The 16,334-nt window shown below is 41.8% G+C and carries 14 protein-coding genes; 7 read left to right on the top strand and 7 right to left on the bottom strand.

Annotation, left to right across the window (positions count from 1 at the left end; genetic code table 11):
* Positions 1-17: 17 nt before the first annotated feature.
* Positions 18-812 carry an AraC family transcriptional regulator gene (locus GSQ84_RS04890; protein ID WP_158796150.1) on the top strand — a complete coding sequence of 265 codons (795 nt, stop codon included), beginning with the start codon at positions 18-20 and terminating at the stop codon, positions 810-812.
* Here GSQ84_RS04890 and GSQ84_RS04885 read toward each other — a convergent pair.
* Positions 809-2,749 carry a KUP/HAK/KT family potassium transporter gene (locus GSQ84_RS04885; RefSeq protein WP_158796149.1) on the bottom strand — a complete coding sequence of 647 codons (1,941 nt, stop codon included), beginning with the start codon at positions 2,747-2,749 and terminating at the stop codon, positions 809-811. The two genes, GSQ84_RS04890 and GSQ84_RS04885, sit on opposite strands and share 4 nt — an antisense overlap.
* 228 nt (positions 2,750-2,977) lie before the next feature.
* Between GSQ84_RS04885 and GSQ84_RS04880 the strand changes: the two genes are divergently transcribed.
* From GSQ84_RS04880 to GSQ84_RS04865, 4 genes are all read left to right on the top strand, one after another.
* The gene (locus GSQ84_RS04880) at positions 2,978-3,208 is read left to right on the top strand and encodes a hypothetical protein (protein WP_158796148.1); all 231 of its coding nucleotides are present in this window, start codon (positions 2,978-2,980) and stop codon (positions 3,206-3,208) included.
* Positions 3,209-3,278: 70 nt separating this feature from the next.
* Positions 3,279-3,920, top strand: a complete 642-nt coding sequence (locus GSQ84_RS04875) for a DUF47 domain-containing protein (protein ID WP_158796147.1) — start codon at positions 3,279-3,281, stop codon at positions 3,918-3,920.
* 5 nt (positions 3,921-3,925) lie between these two features.
* Positions 3,926-5,077 (top strand): metallophosphoesterase, encoded by a 1,152-nt coding sequence (locus GSQ84_RS04870; RefSeq protein WP_158796146.1) that lies wholly within the window; start codon positions 3,926-3,928, stop codon positions 5,075-5,077.
* Positions 5,052-6,908, top strand: coding sequence for an ABC transporter ATP-binding protein (locus tag GSQ84_RS04865; protein WP_158796145.1), 1,857 nt, complete (start codon positions 5,052-5,054; stop codon positions 6,906-6,908). The genes GSQ84_RS04870 and GSQ84_RS04865 overlap by 26 nt, the downstream gene beginning before the upstream one ends.
* Position 6,909: 1 nt before the next feature.
* On the opposite strand, the gene GSQ84_RS04860 is transcribed toward GSQ84_RS04865, so the two are convergent.
* Together GSQ84_RS04860 and GSQ84_RS04855 are read right to left on the bottom strand one after the other, a co-directional pair.
* On the bottom strand, positions 6,910-7,419 hold the full coding sequence (locus tag GSQ84_RS04860) for a hypothetical protein (protein WP_158796144.1): 510 nt from the start codon (positions 7,417-7,419) through the stop codon (positions 6,910-6,912).
* 3 nt (positions 7,420-7,422) lie between these two features.
* On the bottom strand, positions 7,423-8,319 hold the full coding sequence (locus GSQ84_RS04855) for an aldo/keto reductase (RefSeq protein ID WP_158796143.1): 897 nt from the start codon (positions 8,317-8,319) through the stop codon (positions 7,423-7,425).
* A 258-nt stretch (positions 8,320-8,577) separates the two neighbouring features.
* Here GSQ84_RS04855 and GSQ84_RS04850 point away from each other — a divergent pair, with 258 nt between their 5' ends.
* Positions 8,578-9,816 (top strand): sodium:proton antiporter, encoded by a 1,239-nt coding sequence (locus tag GSQ84_RS04850; protein WP_158796142.1) that lies wholly within the window; start codon positions 8,578-8,580, stop codon positions 9,814-9,816.
* Positions 9,817-9,903: 87 nt separating this feature from the next.
* A complete protein-coding gene (locus GSQ84_RS04845; protein WP_158796141.1) occupies positions 9,904-11,925 on the top strand; it encodes a cation:proton antiporter in 2,022 nt (673 codons plus the stop codon).
* 21 nt (positions 11,926-11,946) lie between these two features.
* On the opposite strand, the gene GSQ84_RS04840 is transcribed toward GSQ84_RS04845, so the two are convergent.
* The 4 genes from GSQ84_RS04840 to GSQ84_RS04825 all read right to left on the bottom strand — a co-directional run bounded on the left by GSQ84_RS04840 (position 11,947) and on the right by GSQ84_RS04825 (position 16,331).
* Positions 11,947-12,486: a YfiT family bacillithiol transferase gene (locus tag GSQ84_RS04840; RefSeq protein ID WP_158796140.1), complete on the bottom strand. Its 540-nt coding sequence runs from the start codon at positions 12,484-12,486 to the stop codon at positions 11,947-11,949.
* A 33-nt stretch (positions 12,487-12,519) separates the two neighbouring features.
* Positions 12,520-12,810 (bottom strand): antibiotic biosynthesis monooxygenase, encoded by a 291-nt coding sequence (locus tag GSQ84_RS04835; protein ID WP_158796139.1) that lies wholly within the window; start codon positions 12,808-12,810, stop codon positions 12,520-12,522.
* A 48-nt stretch (positions 12,811-12,858) separates the two neighbouring features.
* Complete coding sequence (locus GSQ84_RS04830; RefSeq protein ID WP_158796138.1) at positions 12,859-13,779, bottom strand: DUF6624 domain-containing protein; 921 nt, start codon at positions 13,777-13,779, stop codon at positions 12,859-12,861.
* 338 nt (positions 13,780-14,117) lie between these two features.
* A complete protein-coding gene (locus tag GSQ84_RS04825) occupies positions 14,118-16,331 on the bottom strand; it encodes a xanthine dehydrogenase family protein molybdopterin-binding subunit (protein ID WP_158796137.1) in 2,214 nt (737 codons plus the stop codon).
* Between the last annotated feature and the right edge of the window lie 3 nt (positions 16,332-16,334).

Genomic DNA, 16,334 nt, shown 5'->3' with positions numbered 1-16,334 from the left:
TTTGTCCATTCCAGCCAATGCAGAATTCAAACATCGAAGAGTATCTTCACGACATTGAAATGAAGCCCAGGAGTGTTTTTATCGTCCATGAAAGAATGGAAAGGAACCTGCCGCTTCATACCCATTCCAAGGGTCAGTTTACTTATGTAGATGGTGGTTTAGCCTATATTTTCATGGAAGACAAAACCTGGGTGATTCCGGCACGGCATTACGTTTGGATACCACAGGGGTTGCCTCATTTTCTGAAAGTAAGAAGTTCTGCCACTGTAACCCAGAACTTATACTTTTATACAGAAGATGACAATAATGATCCTTTTTACAGTAAATTGGGGATATACCCTGTCAACAATTTGCTATTCGAAATGATAAGTTTCACGGAAAACTGGAATGGATACATTGAAAAAAAAGATAAGGCCTATGTATTTATGGCGGCCATAAAGAATATCCTGCCGCAATTAAGCACCAAATCTTTCTCTATCGCATTACCCACCACTACCAATTCCAAATTAAGGCCTATCGTGTTGTATATGTGGCAGAATTTTTCTGATCCTATTACTTTGGAAAATATTTCAACGCGTTTTGGAATGGGAGAACGCACCTTATCGCGCCTTTTTCAGTCTGCGATGAGCGTCTCTTTCCTGCAACATTTAAAGTTGATGAGGATAACGAAAGCTATAGAATTGATCATGCAGGGAGATCACACGACAACCGAAATAGCCTATCTTACCGGATACAATAGTCTGGCGGCCTTTAGTAAAGCTTTTTATCAGCTGACCAATATCAGACCGTCAGATTTCGGAAAACAGGATTAACTTAGCCTTTTCAGGAAGAAATCAGTAGGCAGATCAACAATCAAAGGCACCTTTTCTACGGCTACAAAGCTTAAATCCAAACCAAACCCTTTTTCTTCAGGTACACTGAATGTTTTAAGAATAGAATAATAAGCCATGGTAAACCGCTCTTTAAAATTAAGACCCGTAGAAGTGTTGGTGAATACCTTTTCAATCACAACAAACCTGAAATCGCCCACAATCTTGTGTTCTTTTAATGATTTATACTGACTGGTGATATCAATTTCCCCGTTTTTAACCATTTCTTCCACTACCTTTCTAAACAGCACATTAACGCGCTGCTCTACACGGAAGCCCAGACGAAAATCTATACGGATCAGCTTTTTATCAATCAGCTGCTGTACTTTATATTCCATTGTAAATGGCTCATCGGTAACGTCAACATGAAGCAGCCAATATACATCTGCCCGTTTAGGGTGTTTCTGAATCATGGAATACATGATAGAAGACTCTATTTCAGAGTTAAAATTGGCACTGGTCAGGTAAACCAGCTGAGAGGCATATTTAGGGATACTATCGTCTTCGCTAATTTTACTGATAATTGGATAAAACTTTTCTATATCTACAAAACGCATGTAGCGGTTTCTGATCCTTCTTCCATTAGACCATGCCCACATAATGGAGAACAGGGAAATACCTAATATCAGTGTAAACCATCCTCCATGCAATATTTTGGCGGTATTACCTAAAAGGAAGGTCATTTCAATAATGGTATAGACAGTAGCAAAAATGACGATCAGGTACATCGGTACTTTTTTCCGCATCAGGAATATGGTCACCAGAATGGTAGTCATTAACATGGCTACCGTGATCGACAGACCATAAGCAGCTTCCATGTGCTCTGATTTCTGAAAGATCAATACTACCAGGATACAACCAATAAACAGTACCCAGTTCATGGAAGGTACATACAACTGACCTTTAGAATTACTTGGATAGTTGATTTTAACTTTTGGCCATAAGTTTAAACGTACGGCTTCGGAAATTAAAGTGAAAGAGCCTGAAATCAAGGCCTGACTAGCAACTGCCGCAGCTACGGTTGCAATCAGGATACCATAGATCAGGAACCATTGCGGCATAATATGGAAGAAGGGATTCAATTCTCCCAGGTGTTTGCCCTGCAATTGCATTAGCCATACACCCTGGCCCATGTAATTTAAAACCAAACAGGTTTTTACATATACCCAGCTTACACGGATGTTAGAACGTCCGCAATGCCCCAGGTCAGAATATAAAGCTTCAGCTCCGGTTGTACAAAGGAAAACAGCGCCGATAATTAAAAAGGCTTCCCTGTTGGTGGTCAGGATATGATAAGCGTACCATGGATTGATTGCTTTTAATATTTCAGGAAATTGCGCTACATAAATACCGCCCAATACAGCAATCATTGTAAACCAGAGCCACATAATAGGGCCAAAGGCCTTACCGATAAAAGAAGTACCGAATTGTTGTATCGCAAACAGAAAAGTAATGATCAGAATAACGATGGGCACTGTTGGCAGGCCATGGTAAATAATACCTAATCCTTCAATGGCAGAAGAAACCGTCACCGCAGGGGTCATAATTCCGTCAGCGAGCAGTGCTGCACCCCCTATCATTGCTGGAATGATCAGCCATTTGGCCCTGCGTTTAACCAGGGAATAAAGTGAGAAGATCCCTCCTTCGCCCTTGTTATCGGCCTGAAGTGTGATCACTACATATTTTATAGTAGTTTGTAGTGTAAGTGTCCAGAATATACAGGATAAACCTCCTAAAATCAGATCTGCGGTAATCAGCCGGTCGCCAATGATCGCCTTAAACACGTATAGCGGAGAAGTACCTATATCTCCATAAATGATCCCTAAGCTTATTAATAAACCAGCAGCAGTTAGTTTATTGACATCTTTGTGATTTCCCATTATTCCCTTTTAAAATTAGTGGCGCAAAGGTAGTAATTGTTAAAGCATTGAGAAGCACTATTTTCGCTATTTTCTAATATAAATTTAATCTCCGCGCATATTTCCTTTTTCACAACTGCTATCTTTGAAGTAACCATAATGATGCAATATTAAATTCATGTTAACTCTAGTCGTTTATTAACAGAATGATAATTAAAGATTACCAAATTGTTAAATTAGCTTTGCGATGTGCCGATACCTATTTTTATTATCTACGAATTGATCATCAGAATACAGCGATTTGACCCTTCCATAGGATCTTACGTTTCCCATACTTTTAACCAGCAGGTAGCAGTTGTGATCACTACTACGGGCACTTTACGAATTAAAAACGCCATTTTAAACCGTCAGTTTAAAGATCCGGAGCTGGTGACGGATACAGATTTAAGACAGCTGGTACTCAGGAAACATAACATATAGGTTAAGCTTACACAGACTTTATGAAAACTTAACATTGCCTTTATAATTTTACGGCAAATAAAAAACCTTCATGAATTCTCTATTTAGCTTCTTTAGACCCAAGGATAAAAAGTTTCAGTCGCTCTTTGAACAAGACATTAAAAACCTGGTTAACCTATCCCAAAGTTTAATGTTTGCGTTGAATGAAGAAGATGAAGATAAGCGCAGTGTCCATTTTCTGGAAATACAGCGTCTGGAAAAAGCAGGCGACGAAATCACACATATTATCTTTTTGGAGCTGTGCAAAAATTTCATTACACCCTTCGACAGGGAGGATATCCACACCCTGGTTACTGCTATTGATGACGTGGCCGATAATATCTATACCACTGCACTCAACATCGAGTTATACAAGATTACCACCTTTGGTGATGAGCTGGTTCAGCTGGCCAACTTACTTGCAGATATGTGTAAAGATCTCGAAATCGCAATTTTAGAGCTCCGTAAGCTAAGGAATACCAAAATTATTACCGACATTTGTATTAAGATAAACAAAGGAGAGAGCCAGGCAGATCATCTATGCAATACTGCCATTGCGCGTCTGTTTAAAACAGAAACAAACGCCATCGAGCTCATCAAACAAAAAGAGATCCTCCAGTCCCTGGAAATGGCCACAGATATGTGCGATGATGCTGCCAATGTGCTGGAATCGATCCTGATTAAAAACGCTTAAATAGCATGTCATCAGAAAACAAAAGTATACCAACAACACCACTATTCAAATTAAATCAAGCAGACGACAATTATAAATTCCAGCCCCTGCCACAGCCTTTTGGCCCATACCCCTACCGCTTAGCACCCGAACTGGAACTTTCAGGACCTGATCAGATGATTTTCCAGGTAGCGGGCGACACCGGCGGCCTCAAGTCCCCCGCCTTTCAGCAGCTCATTGCAGAACAAATGGGCAAGCAATATTTAAATGCAAAAAAGGTAACAGATAAACCTTCGTTTCTTTATCATGTAGGCGATATTGTCTATCATTTTGGAGAAGCAACACAATACGAAAGACAGTTTTTCAAACCTTATAAAAACTATCCATTACCAATTTTTGCTATTCCCGGTAACCACGATGCTGATGTTAACCCGCTTGCCGACGCACCATACGCAAGCCTTTATCCTTTTACCAGTGTTTTTTGCGGAACTAAGGATCAACACAGACCAGTTCCTTTCGGAGACAACAAAACGCGTAAAAGCGGTTTGCAGCCCCACGTCTACTGGACAATGGAAACCCCTTTAGCTACCATCATTGGGCTGGCCAGTAATGTGCCCAAATATGGGATAATTACAGAAGAGCAGAAAAAGTGGTTCATTGAGGAACTGCACTATGCAGCAACTTCACACCCTGATAAAGCAATCATCGTTTGTTTACACCATGCCCCCTACTCAGCCGATTTTAACCACAGTTCCAGCCTGCCAATGATCACTTTTCTTGAAGAAGCTTTTACGATCTCTGGTGTGGTTCCTGACCTCGTATTAAGCGGACATGTACATAATTACCAGCGCTTCAGCAAAATTTATAGCAGCGGTAAAATAGTTCCTTTTATTGTTTGCGGCGCCGGTGGTTTTGATGAACTGCACTGGCTGGCAGAGGCCGATGATATTACTTATACAGCTAACAGCGAAATCTTTGAAGGTGTTAAACTGGAAAATTACCTGACCATGCAGCATGGTTTCCTCAACCTGGAATTAACAAGAACAACGACGGGAATCCAGATCGAGGGAAAATATTACGCTATTCCTCATGAAGGCCTGCAGCCGGGTGAAGATGCCTATCTCTTCGAGGAATTTACGTATTTTAGCAAACATGGCTACAGAGAAGCTCTTCAATAAATCTTCCTTACAAAATTCAAAGAAAGATGGCTTAACTTTCAAAGAGCGGATTGCAGCCCTGGGCAACCTGCCCGAATTTTTCAGGATGGTCTGGCAAACCAGTCCGGCAATGACCATCAGCAATTTACTGCTGCGCATCGTCAGATCAGCCATTCCGCTAGCTATGCTTTTCGTAGGCAAACTGATCATCGACCAGGTGGTTCATATCAGTAAAACGCCGCAACATCCTAACCTTACACTGATCTGGAAACTGGTTGTACTGGAATTTGTACTGGCAGTCAGTTCGGATCTGCTGAACAGGGTGATTACCCTGATTGACAGCTTACTGGGTGATCTTTTCTCTAAACATACTTCTATACAGATCATGGCCCATGCGGCAACGCTAGATCTGGACCAGTTTGAAGATGCAGTATTCTATGACAAGCTGGAGCGGGCCAGGCAGCAAACTATTGGCCGTACCATATTACTTTCACAGGTGATGAGCCAGTTGCAGGACCTGATCACCATGGGCTTCCTGGCAGCAGGATTGATCGTCTTTAACCCATGGCTCATTTTATTGTTGCTGCTGGCGGTTATCCCCTCTTTTATGGGCGAGTCTTATTTTAATGACCGCAGTTATGCGCTTACCCGCGGGCAAACGCCCGAAAGAAGGGAACTCGATTACCTCAGGTTCCTGGGAGCTAGCGACGAAACAGCGAAGGAAATGAAGATCTTTGACCTTTCTGGTTTTGTGATCGATCGTTTTGCTACTTTATCCGACCGTTTTTACATCGCCAATAAAAAACTAAGCATCCAGCGTTCAACCTGGGGTACCTTTTTCGCCCTGCTGGGCACGGCAGGTTATTATGGTGCTTATATTGTAATCATACTTGATGCCGTATCAGGAAAAGTAACTATTGGGGAACTGACCTTTTTAGCGGGTTCTTTCCGTCAATTGAGAACATTACTGGAAGGAATCCTGAACCGTTTCACGGCCGTCTCGCAAGGGGCCATTTACCTGCGGGATTTTTTCGAGTTCTTTGAGATCAGTCCGCGAATCAAAACAGCTGCAAAATCACTGCCTTTCCCAAAACCTATTCAGCAGGGATTTACCTTTGAAAATGTTGGTTTTCAGTACCTCCACTCCGACCGATGGGCCAATCGGCACCTGAATTTCACTTTATATCCTGGTGAAAAACTGGCGCTGGTAGGAGAAAACGGAGCAGGAAAAACAACACTGGTTAAATTACTGTCCAGATTATACGATCCTACAGAAGGACGCATCTTACTGGATGGAATAGACCTGAAAGAATATGACCTGGCAGATTTAAGAATGAACCTGGGTATTATCTTCCAGGATTATATCCGTTATCAAATGAGCTTTTCACAGAATATTGCAGTAGGCAATATCAAAGAGAAAGACAATAATCCCCTGATCCACTCAGCTGCCCACCAAAGCCTGGCAGATATGCTTGCAGAAAAGCTGCCGGCCAAATATGATCAGGTATTGGGCAAAAGATTTGCAAAGGGAGTTGAACTATCCGGAGGTGAATGGCAGAAAGTTGCCCTTGCCAGGGCTTATATGAAAGATGCACAGCTGCTGATCCTCGATGAGCCAACCGCGGCTCTGGATGCCAGGGCAGAATATGAAGTATTCCAGCGTTTTTCAGAACTGACCCGGGGAAAATCGGCAGTCCTGATCTCCCACCGCTTTTCTACCGTAAGAATGGCTAACAGGATACTTGTACTGGAAAAAGGAGAACTGGTGGAGATTGGAAGCCATCAGGAATTACTGAAAAAAAAAGGAAGATATGCGGAACTGTTCAACCTGCAGGCCATGGGATACCGCTAGCTTAACTGTAGATTAAGGGAGTCCAGTGAATGAGGTTCCCTGTAAACTCTTCATTGAAATACAGAAAAAAATCATCTATCGTGGGGAATCCATCATTCATCACCATCTGTGCAAGGGTTACCCTGTCCAGGAGTTCATAATCTATAAATACTGCCGGCCCTTTTTCACTGATCAGGTTGGAATAGTCAATCTGGATTCTTTGAACAGACTGGCATTTCAATAAAGGGGCAAACTGAAATTCATCAGGGGTATTGAGGTTAATGACCAGCTGAATATCCATTCCTGCCTTCCACTCATGATCTGCATCCCTCCTGATCGTGTGGATCTTCGGCTCCAGAAATTCACCAAAGGTATCCCCTTCCCAGAACTGACCAAACTTTTCCAGGTAACGGCTCTGGTAATTCAGGTAACTTTCTTCCAGTTTTCCCGGCCCCTGTAACAGGCCTTTCCATATTTTCTCCAGAAAATAATTGGGCTGATGATTAACTTCTGTACCGAAAGATAACTTCATATTTTACCTGTGGTCTGAATAAAACTGCGGGTATGCGGCATGGGTGAGCACATCCATCTCCTGCGCTGAGAGTTCTTCGGCATCTGCCGAAGCAGTGATATCCTCCAGTTGTGCCAAAGTCCTGATCCCTACTACCGCACTGCTTACTGCATCATGATGTAAAACAAAACGAATGGCTGTCTGAGCGGCACTTCCGCTTTTACCTGTTACCTGATGCACAATCTCTGCTGCTGCACTCACCGCCGCAGGCGACCAGGTGAGGTAGGGTCTTCCCGGCTTGTCAACCAGCAAACCCTGGGCCACGCTTCCACGGGTTAACACACTGATATGATGCTCTTTTAATAGGTCAAGACATTCTTCTTCGGGTCTTCTGTCCAGCAGGCTGTACTGCATCATCACACTTACTATAGAAGATCTTTTTACATATTCCCTGATCACATTTGGCCTGATGGAAGAGATGCCATAATATCTTATTTTCCCCTGTTCTTTTAGCTTTTCAAAAGCTTCAATCGTTTCATCAATAGGGTCTTCTTTTGTACCGCCATGTAACTGATAGAGATCAATATGATCTGTTTGCAGTCGTTTGAGGCTATTTTCTACTGCACTTAAAATATATGCCTTACTGGGATTCCAGTCACATCCGCAACCATCCGGCCTGGCCTGGTTACCTACTTTGGTAGCCAGTACGATTTGATGGCGATTGGATTTTAACAGTTTACCTACTTTGATTTCGTTCTCTCCATTTTCATACAGATCGGCCGTATCAAAATAATTGATGCCCAACTCCAGGGCTTTATTTACAATGATTTCATTTTCTGCAGCAGTTCCTTTTAAAGACATACAGCCGAAACCAATTTTACTGATCTTCAGATCAGATTTTCCCAGTTTTGAATATTGCATATGTTAATTCTTTAAACGTTTTCTGCTGTTAATTGTTATTACTATTGATTGCATTTTATATTTTACTGCTTTGATGAAGCGATCATATTATCCTATCAAATAGGGTTTGCTAAGCTAATTGTTTTTTTTAAATCCTGAGATTATTTAGACAATAGTTCAGCCATTGCTTCAGAATGACATTTAAAAGATGGAAAACTAAGGAAAATAGCTTATTTTGTTGAATACGTACGGACTTACACAAAATTTTTAATTCGTTTAATGGATACTTTTACTACGATTACAATTCTGGTTACCATCAGTGCATTGATCTCTTTCTTCAATTATCGCTATGTAAAATTACCCGGCACCATAGGCATTATGGTAATCGCGATTACACTTTCTATCCTGATCATGATTGCGGGAAAGGCGTTTCCGGAGATGCATGGTTTTGTGATTGAGTTGAGCTCGAACCTGGATTTCACCAAAACCCTGCTGGATGTAATGCTTGCTTTTTTGCTTTTCGCCAGTGCTTTGCATTTTGACTTTGAAAAGCTAAAAGCGCAAAAGCTGCCTGTTTTGATTTTAAGCACCATAGGTGTTATTGGATCTACCACGATTTTTGGCTTTTTATTTTACTGGGCGGCTACCTTGCTGGGTATCGAAATCCCATTGATGTACTGTTTCCTCTTTGGCGCCCTGATCTCCCCTACCGACCCTGTCGCTGTCTTATCTATTTTAAAGAAATCAAAGATCCCGCCTTCCCTGGAGACCATTATTGGCGGTGAATCGTTATTTAACGATGGCGTAGGCATCCTGTTATTTGTTACGCTGAGAGAGATTGTAGAAGACAATGGTATAGAATTTTCATGGGCACACTCCGGACACCTCTTTGTTCAGGAAGTATTTGGAGGTATAGTCCTTGGTATTATCTCTGGTTACCTCTGTACACTAATGGTCAAAAAAATTGATGAACTGCAAACCATCGTGATGATTACCCTGGCCATGGTGATGGAAATTGCCGTATGCGGTGGCTTATTACATGTCTCTATCCCCCTGGCAGCAGTTACCGCCGGATTGATGCTGAGCAATATGACTCTGGGTGAATCCAGCAGCTCAGCCCATCTCAAAGAATTACTGGATAAGATCTGGGGACTAATTGACGATCTGCTGAATACAATCCTCTTTGTGATGATCGGCCTTCAGGTAGTGATCATTCCATTTTTCGGCCATTACTGGCTGATCAGCCTTTTGGCTATTCTTTTTGTGATCGTAGCCAGGGCGATCAGCATCGCTGTTCCAACGGTATTGCTGAACAGATCCCTGAATATCTCTTATAATAAAATGGGTATTGTGATCTGGGCAGGTTTGAGAGGCGGGATTTCAGTAGCACTTGCGCTTTCCTTACCCGAATCAAATTACAAGCCACTTATCGTTTCTGCCAGTTATCTGATCGTTATATTTTCAATCATTGTACAAGGTTTAACCCTAAACAAAGTAGTTAACAAACTTGCAACTTAATTTACCTTACCCTATTAGATATTCACAATTAAACTTTAATCCGTCAATTTTCGTTAAACCCTTATCAAGCTCACTTAACACTTATTTATGCACGCGAATTTCTTCGATCATCTTTCCAGACAATTCGACCTCCCTTTTACCAATCCGGTCCTCATTTTTTCACTGTTACTTTTTATCATTCTAATCGCCCCAATCTTATTAGGTAAAATAAAAATCCCCGGCATTGTGGGTTTTATCATTGCCGGTATTATGATTGGCCCCAATGGCTTTAATATCCTTAAAAAAAACTCTGCCATAGAGCTCTTCTCTACTATAGGCCTTTTATATATTATGTTTATCGCGGGTATAGAGCTCGACCTGGGGGAGTTTAAAAAGAAAAAACACAAGAGTTTCGTTTTCGGGTTCCTCACTTTCGCGGTACCCATCCTTATTGGCTTTCCGGTTTGTTATTACGGGCTTCATTATTCCCTGGTCACCTCTATCCTTACCGCCAGTATGTTTGCTACACATACCCTTGTAGCCTACCCTATTGTCAATAAGTTTGGCATTTCTAAAAACGAAGCCGTAGCTGTGACTGTAGGTGGCACCATACTAACCGATACCGCTGTACTGATCATCCTTGCGGTGATCATGGGTTCTGTACAGGGACATCTGGATACTTCATTCTGGATTCAGCTGACCATATCCCTGAGCATATTTACAGCTATCGTATTTTTAGTGATCCCCAGGATAGCTAAATGGTTCTTCACTAAACTGGAAAGTGAAAAAACCTCCCATTATATCTTTGTACTTTCTGTGGTTTTTTTCTCTGCTTTCCTGGCACAGCTTGCTGGTATAGAACCTATTATTGGTGCTTTTGTGGCCGGATTGGCGTTGAATAAACTGATTCCTCATTCTTCTATCCTGATGAACAGGATTGAATTTGTAGGTAATGCCTTATTCATTCCTTTTTTCCTGATTGGTGTAGGTATGCTGGTAGACCTTCGCGTATTGTTCAGAGGGCCCGAAGCACTGATCGTTGCCGGATCTTTAACTCTGGTAGCCCTGATAGGAAAATATCTCTCCGCTACTTTTACACAATGGATATTCAAATACACAAAAAATCAGCGTTTATTAATATTTGGTTTGAGCAGTGCCCATGCGGCTGCAACACTGGCTATTATATTGGTAGGTTATAAAGCCAAAATCATTGATGACAATATCCTGAATGGTACCATTATCCTAATTTTGGTGACCTGTGTAATCGCTTCTTTTGCTACTGAACGCGCCAGCCGCCGGATTATACTGGCTGAAGAAACCGACGGACCCGAGATCACACCTGAAGTAGAAAATATACTGATCCCGATAGCCGATTTCAATAACCTGGACAACATGCTGGATCTTGCGGTTCTCTTTAAAGACAAAACTTCCCATCAGCCTATCACCCTGCTTTCAGTAGTTCCCGACAGTGTAAATGCCAAAGCCAACCTGCTGACTGCCCGCAAAAAATTAAACGATTCCGTTAAATATGCCTCCGGAAATGGAACTGAAGTAGAGATTGTAGCTACGCTGGATCACAATGTATCCGGAGGGGTGCTTCGCATAGCGAAAGAAAAATCGGCAAATATCATTATTACCGGATGGCCGAAGAAGACCACGGTAATTGATAAATTCTTAGGTGATAAATCAGCCCCGCTGATAGAAAAATCGCCTGCAAATCTATTTATCCTGCATTTGAGCCAGCCTATAACGGTCCATAAAACTATCCAGCTGGTATGCCCTCCTGCCTATATGATGGAAAAAACGATGAACGTATGGCTGGCTAAGGTTTGTAAACTCAGTACAGAACTCAGTTTGAATGTAACCTGTTATTGTGATGATGCCACAAAAACGCATATCAATCATTTCCTGGAGTCTACCAGATCCAATGTCACCTTCAAATTTGATCCTACAGAAGTATGGAAAGAATGGAAAGAACTGCAGGAAAAGATTACCCCACAGGATTTTCTGATCGTGGTACTAGATCGTAAAGCCGAAACTACTTACCTGCTCTCTTTAAATTATACCCATCGTAAACTGGAAAGCTTATTTGAATCGCAAACCAAATTACTGATCTATCCTCAGATCTAATCTATAAGGCTGAGCTGGTGATTACCAGCCCATTCTTTTACGCAGGGAGAGAATCTGTTCTGCATGATGTTTACCATGCCAGCTATAGTTATTTGTCATTTGCCATAAGGGAACATAAGTCTTGCTTCCCGGATGGTAATATTCACGCGTCCAATCCTCTTCTTTCATTTGCATCAGCATGGAAGTCCAGCGGCGGTGTAAAGCGTGAATCAAAGTGATAGAAACATTTAAAGGAACATCCGTCACATCAGGAAGTTCTGCCCAGAGATGTTCCTCATAAGGTGTAATAGTAGGCCTATCTTCGGTCAGTGCCAGCTTTAACCGGATATAGGCATTCATATGACTGTCTGCGATATGGTGAATCACTTGTATCGTATTCCAGCCCCCCTCGCGATAAGGCACATTTAATTGTGCTTCATCCAGATTTTCAATACAGTAATCCAAAAGTAATGGTATTGATCTGATTGAACCGATCCATGCAGCAAGTGATTGTTCCGTATAAGTGTCGGCAGGCACAAAACGCCCGATAGGATAAGTATGTTTTTCTTGAAGATCTTCCATTGGTATATTTTATCCCTAAGATAAAAAAATGGATTAAAATACCCGGTTATAACGTTCGACTTTTGGAAAGGGATCATAAAAATGGTGCAGTAATGCTTTCCACTGCAGATATCCTTCAGATCCTCTAAAGCCAGCAGTATGGTCTTCCAGTGTTTTCCAATTTACCAGCAGAATGTACTGGTCAGGATTTTCAATGCAACGCTGCAGCTCATGTTTTACATAACCTGTCATCCCTGATATGATTTGCTGCGCTTCCGCAAAAGCCTGTTCAAATTCTCCAGATTTTCCTGGGATAATATTCAATATCGCAACTTCAGGTATCATTATCTTTTCTTTGAGTGCTGAAGGTAGTGATTAATGGATAATAACTGTTTATGGATTACTCTGCTGAATATAATATTTTAAAGGAGGTAGTCCTTCACTCATTCTTCTTTGATCAACATAAATACTGTCCTGGATTGGCAACGGGAGAAACTTACCTTCTTTATTCCTTATTAACTGTGATCCATAAATTTGATATTTATGCTGGTGTATTGAAATTCTATCTTCTAACATTGCATATTCTTCTGTGTTATCTACCGTACCTGCCAGAATAGCTTTCTTAAACATTTTCGCATACTTAACCTGAAGTTCCGGATGATCATCGGCATGCTGAATCACTATAAATAGTGTTAAGGTTCCTTTTTCACCTATAGTTTTTGCTCCAAGCCATCCATACTTATCAAGTATTTCACTTACTTTCCTCAAGTTAAGACTGTCTGCTTCACCCATTTTATTCTCCAGCTCCTCAACTTCCTTTGAATCTATGCCAAACTTCTTTATAACACCACCCAGTAACAACCTGTATCTTTGATCGTCGACAAATATTTGCTCCAGTTCTGTCTTTAATTTTAAATTATAATGTTTCTCTGCCTCTGCAGCATTCCTTTGGACCTTGCTGATCAATGGTTTCCATTCAGGAGCCTTTTTAAGATTATCCAAATCATTATCCCTTATTAATCCTTCTGAATTTCCGTATCCTTTTTTTTCGGCCATAACGTCTAAATAATGGAACGCTCTACCCGGATTATTAGCCTGGGCATAAGCACAAGCCGCATCATAGTAATCATTAACGATAATTTTGGCAGTGTAATGATCGAGGATACTGGAATAAGCTTCGGCTGCTGCCAGATAACTCTTCTTATTTAATAAAGAATCTGCTTTATGGATAGTCTCAAAGTATCTCAATGTCTGTGAGAACCCATTGTATGCTATGGATAATAGTATTAATAGTAGAAACACAGTTTTATTCATTCAATTACGTTTTTGGTTAAAAGGCTATTTGACTTAGACCGATGTACTTGTAAGCTTGCTTAAACCAAATATAACTAACTCCATAGTTAAAACATAACCAATATGATGATCAGCGGTTATGAATCCTGCAATAAGATGATCTAATGGAATATCTTCAACTCTATCCACCAGGATATCCTGTAAAAAAAAATTAAATGCTAATCGATGACATGCAATACTTTGCCCTTCAGCAAAGGATTGAGGAAGAGATTAGCATTCAATTTTTTTTACCCAGCGATTATCCCCCCAACAAAAAACTCCCTGATCAAGACCAGAGAGCTAAAGAAATTGAATGTTTATTATATCAACTTATCCGGAGTAATCGGAAGATTCCGAATCCGTTTACCTGTTGCATTATATACCGCATTCGCTACTGCCGGCGCTACGCCAATGATCACAATCTCTCCCAACCCCTTAGAACCCATTGGATTCAGATAAGGATCTTTCTCGTTCACAAACATCATTTGCATCTGTGGAATATCGGCCTGTACAGGCACATGGTAATCACCAAAACTGGCATTTACTGTACGGCCATTACGATCATCAAGTACCAGCTCCTCCGTCAATGCCATGCCTATACCACCAACTATCCCTCCCATCGACTGGCTGCGGGCAGTTTTAGGACTCACCACCGTTCCGCAATCTATCACAGAAACAGCATTCTTAATTCTCACTACACCTGTTAACTCATGTACATGTGCCTCTATAAAATGTACTGAAAAGGAATAAAAAGAATACTTGTTCTTTTCATCCCCCGGCGCAGCGTCGGCTGTAATTACCAGCTCATTTGGACTTTCAGCACCAAATAAAGAGGCAAATTCAATTTTAGAAGAGGGTTCATCAGTATTTACCAGGTTTGCCCCCTTAAACCTTATCGTTGACGCTACTGCATTTCCCCAGTCTGCTTTTTGCTTTGCGGCACGTTTCGCCAGCTCTACCTTTAAATTATTACAAACAGCAACAACGGCAGATCCTACTGTAGCTACAGTATTCGAACCGCCCTGCTGCGGAGCCTTCGGAAAAGTAGAATTCCCAAGCTGGAAGCTGATCTTCTCTACTGGTATGCCCAGATTTTCCGAGGCAATAATGGTCATGGTGGTTGCTGTACCAGGACCAATATCAGCAATGGCCGACTGTAAAAGCAATGTACCATCAGGCTTAAAAGTAGCTTTCATCGAAGCCCCGCCACGGAAAGCACCAAAAGTACCCGTCGCTATACCGTAACCTACTTTCCATTCACCTTCCTGAACCGCACCAGGGAGTGCCTTACGCTTGTCCCAGCCAATCTTCTCTGCACCCAGCTGATAACACTCCTTTAAGTATTTACTGGACCATGGCATTTTTTTATCCGGGTCCTGATCTGCATAATTCGCCAGCCGAAGTTCGATAGGATCCATATTCAATTTGTAGGAAAGTTCATCCAGTGCACATTCCAATGCAAAAGACCCTGTAGCCTCTCCCGGCCCGCGCATGGGTGCCGGTGTGCTTACATTTAGCGGAACAATCCTATATTTCGTATCAATATTAGGCACGTCATACATCATGCGTGTCATGGCCAGAACATTCTCTGTAAACTCTTCGTACATAGAAGTTTTTCCATAAGACTCATGAGAAATACCCAGCAGCTTACCATCTTTAGAAGCACCCAAAGCTACTTTTTGCAACGTATGAGGACGATAGCCTACCATATACGACATCTGGTTACGGTGCAGCACCAGCTTTACCGGTTTTTGCACTTTCTTAGCAGCAAGAACAGCTACAATTTCATGTGGCCATACCCGCAGTGCAGAACCAAAGGCACCTCCCACATAAGTGGAAATGACCTTTACATTTTGCGGGGAAAGCTGAAAAGATTTCGCCATGATAGCCGCTGTATTTTGTGAACCCTGGGTTTTATCCACCAGTGTTAGCTTATCGGCTGCTTCCCACCAGGCAATAATAGAGTGAGGTTCCATAGGATGATGGGCCTCGGAAGGTAACGTATACTCCTCCTCTACCTGAAACTCGGCATCTTTAAAAGCCGCCGCCTTTCCGCGCATATAATCTTCCTTGGTTTTTTTAGGCATTACTGCCCTGGACAGATTATTTTCCAGGCTGGTTGCCGACTTACCCTTAGCATAAACAACTTTAACCAGCGAGGCTCCATACTGTGCCCTCTCCAATGTGTCAGCTACTACTACTGCAATAGGCTGACCATTAAAATATATATTTTCACTATCAAAAACACGCAATTGCTTTTGAATAACATCCTGATTTTGTAGCTTATACTCTGGTACTCCAGGGGTGTTAAGGTGTGAAATGACAGCCATCACACCAGGGGCACGCTCTGCTTTTTTAGTATCCAATGCGGTAATCATCCCCTGCCCTATGGTACTTTCTACCAGAACGCCATAAGTAAGTTCCGGCAATTGTACCTCTGCTGTATATTTTGCTGCACCGGTTACTTTTACTCTTCCGTCTACGCGGGATAGGGCCAATTCCATATCCGCATTTTCTAAATGTTTTTTGCTCATAAC

Origin of the sequence: Pedobacter sp. L105, from assembly GCF_009765875.1 — a bacterium.
Taxonomy (GTDB): Bacteria; Bacteroidota; Bacteroidia; order Sphingobacteriales; family Sphingobacteriaceae; genus Pedobacter.
This window is presented reverse-complemented; position numbering and strand designations above follow the sequence as displayed.

Coding starts and splice junctions, on each gene's coding strand:
- GSQ84_RS04870 (WP_158796146.1), top strand. CDS start 3,926: ATGTCATCAGAAAACAAAAGTATACCAACAACACCACTATTCAAATTA.
- GSQ84_RS04885 (WP_158796149.1), bottom strand. CDS start 2,749: ATGGGAAATCACAAAGATGTCAATAAACTAACTGCTGCTGGTTTATTA.
- GSQ84_RS04840 (WP_158796140.1), bottom strand. CDS start 12,486: ATGGAAGATCTTCAAGAAAAACATACTTATCCTATCGGGCGTTTTGTG.
- GSQ84_RS04855 (WP_158796143.1), bottom strand. CDS start 8,319: ATGCAATATTCAAAACTGGGAAAATCTGATCTGAAGATCAGTAAAATT.
- GSQ84_RS04835 (WP_158796139.1), bottom strand. CDS start 12,810: ATGATACCTGAAGTTGCGATATTGAATATTATCCCAGGAAAATCTGGA.
- GSQ84_RS04830 (WP_158796138.1), bottom strand. CDS start 13,779: ATGAATAAAACTGTGTTTCTACTATTAATACTATTATCCATAGCATAC.
- GSQ84_RS04825 (WP_158796137.1), bottom strand. CDS start 16,331: ATGAGCAAAAAACATTTAGAAAATGCGGATATGGAATTGGCCCTATCC.
- GSQ84_RS04845 (WP_158796141.1), top strand. CDS start 9,904: ATGCACGCGAATTTCTTCGATCATCTTTCCAGACAATTCGACCTCCCT.
- GSQ84_RS04865 (WP_158796145.1), top strand. CDS start 5,052: ATGGCTACAGAGAAGCTCTTCAATAAATCTTCCTTACAAAATTCAAAG.
- GSQ84_RS04875 (WP_158796147.1), top strand. CDS start 3,279: ATGAATTCTCTATTTAGCTTCTTTAGACCCAAGGATAAAAAGTTTCAG.
- GSQ84_RS04850 (WP_158796142.1), top strand. CDS start 8,578: ATGGATACTTTTACTACGATTACAATTCTGGTTACCATCAGTGCATTG.
- GSQ84_RS04890 (WP_158796150.1), top strand. CDS start 18: ATGCAGAATTCAAACATCGAAGAGTATCTTCACGACATTGAAATGAAG.
- GSQ84_RS04860 (WP_158796144.1), bottom strand. CDS start 7,419: ATGAAGTTATCTTTCGGTACAGAAGTTAATCATCAGCCCAATTATTTT.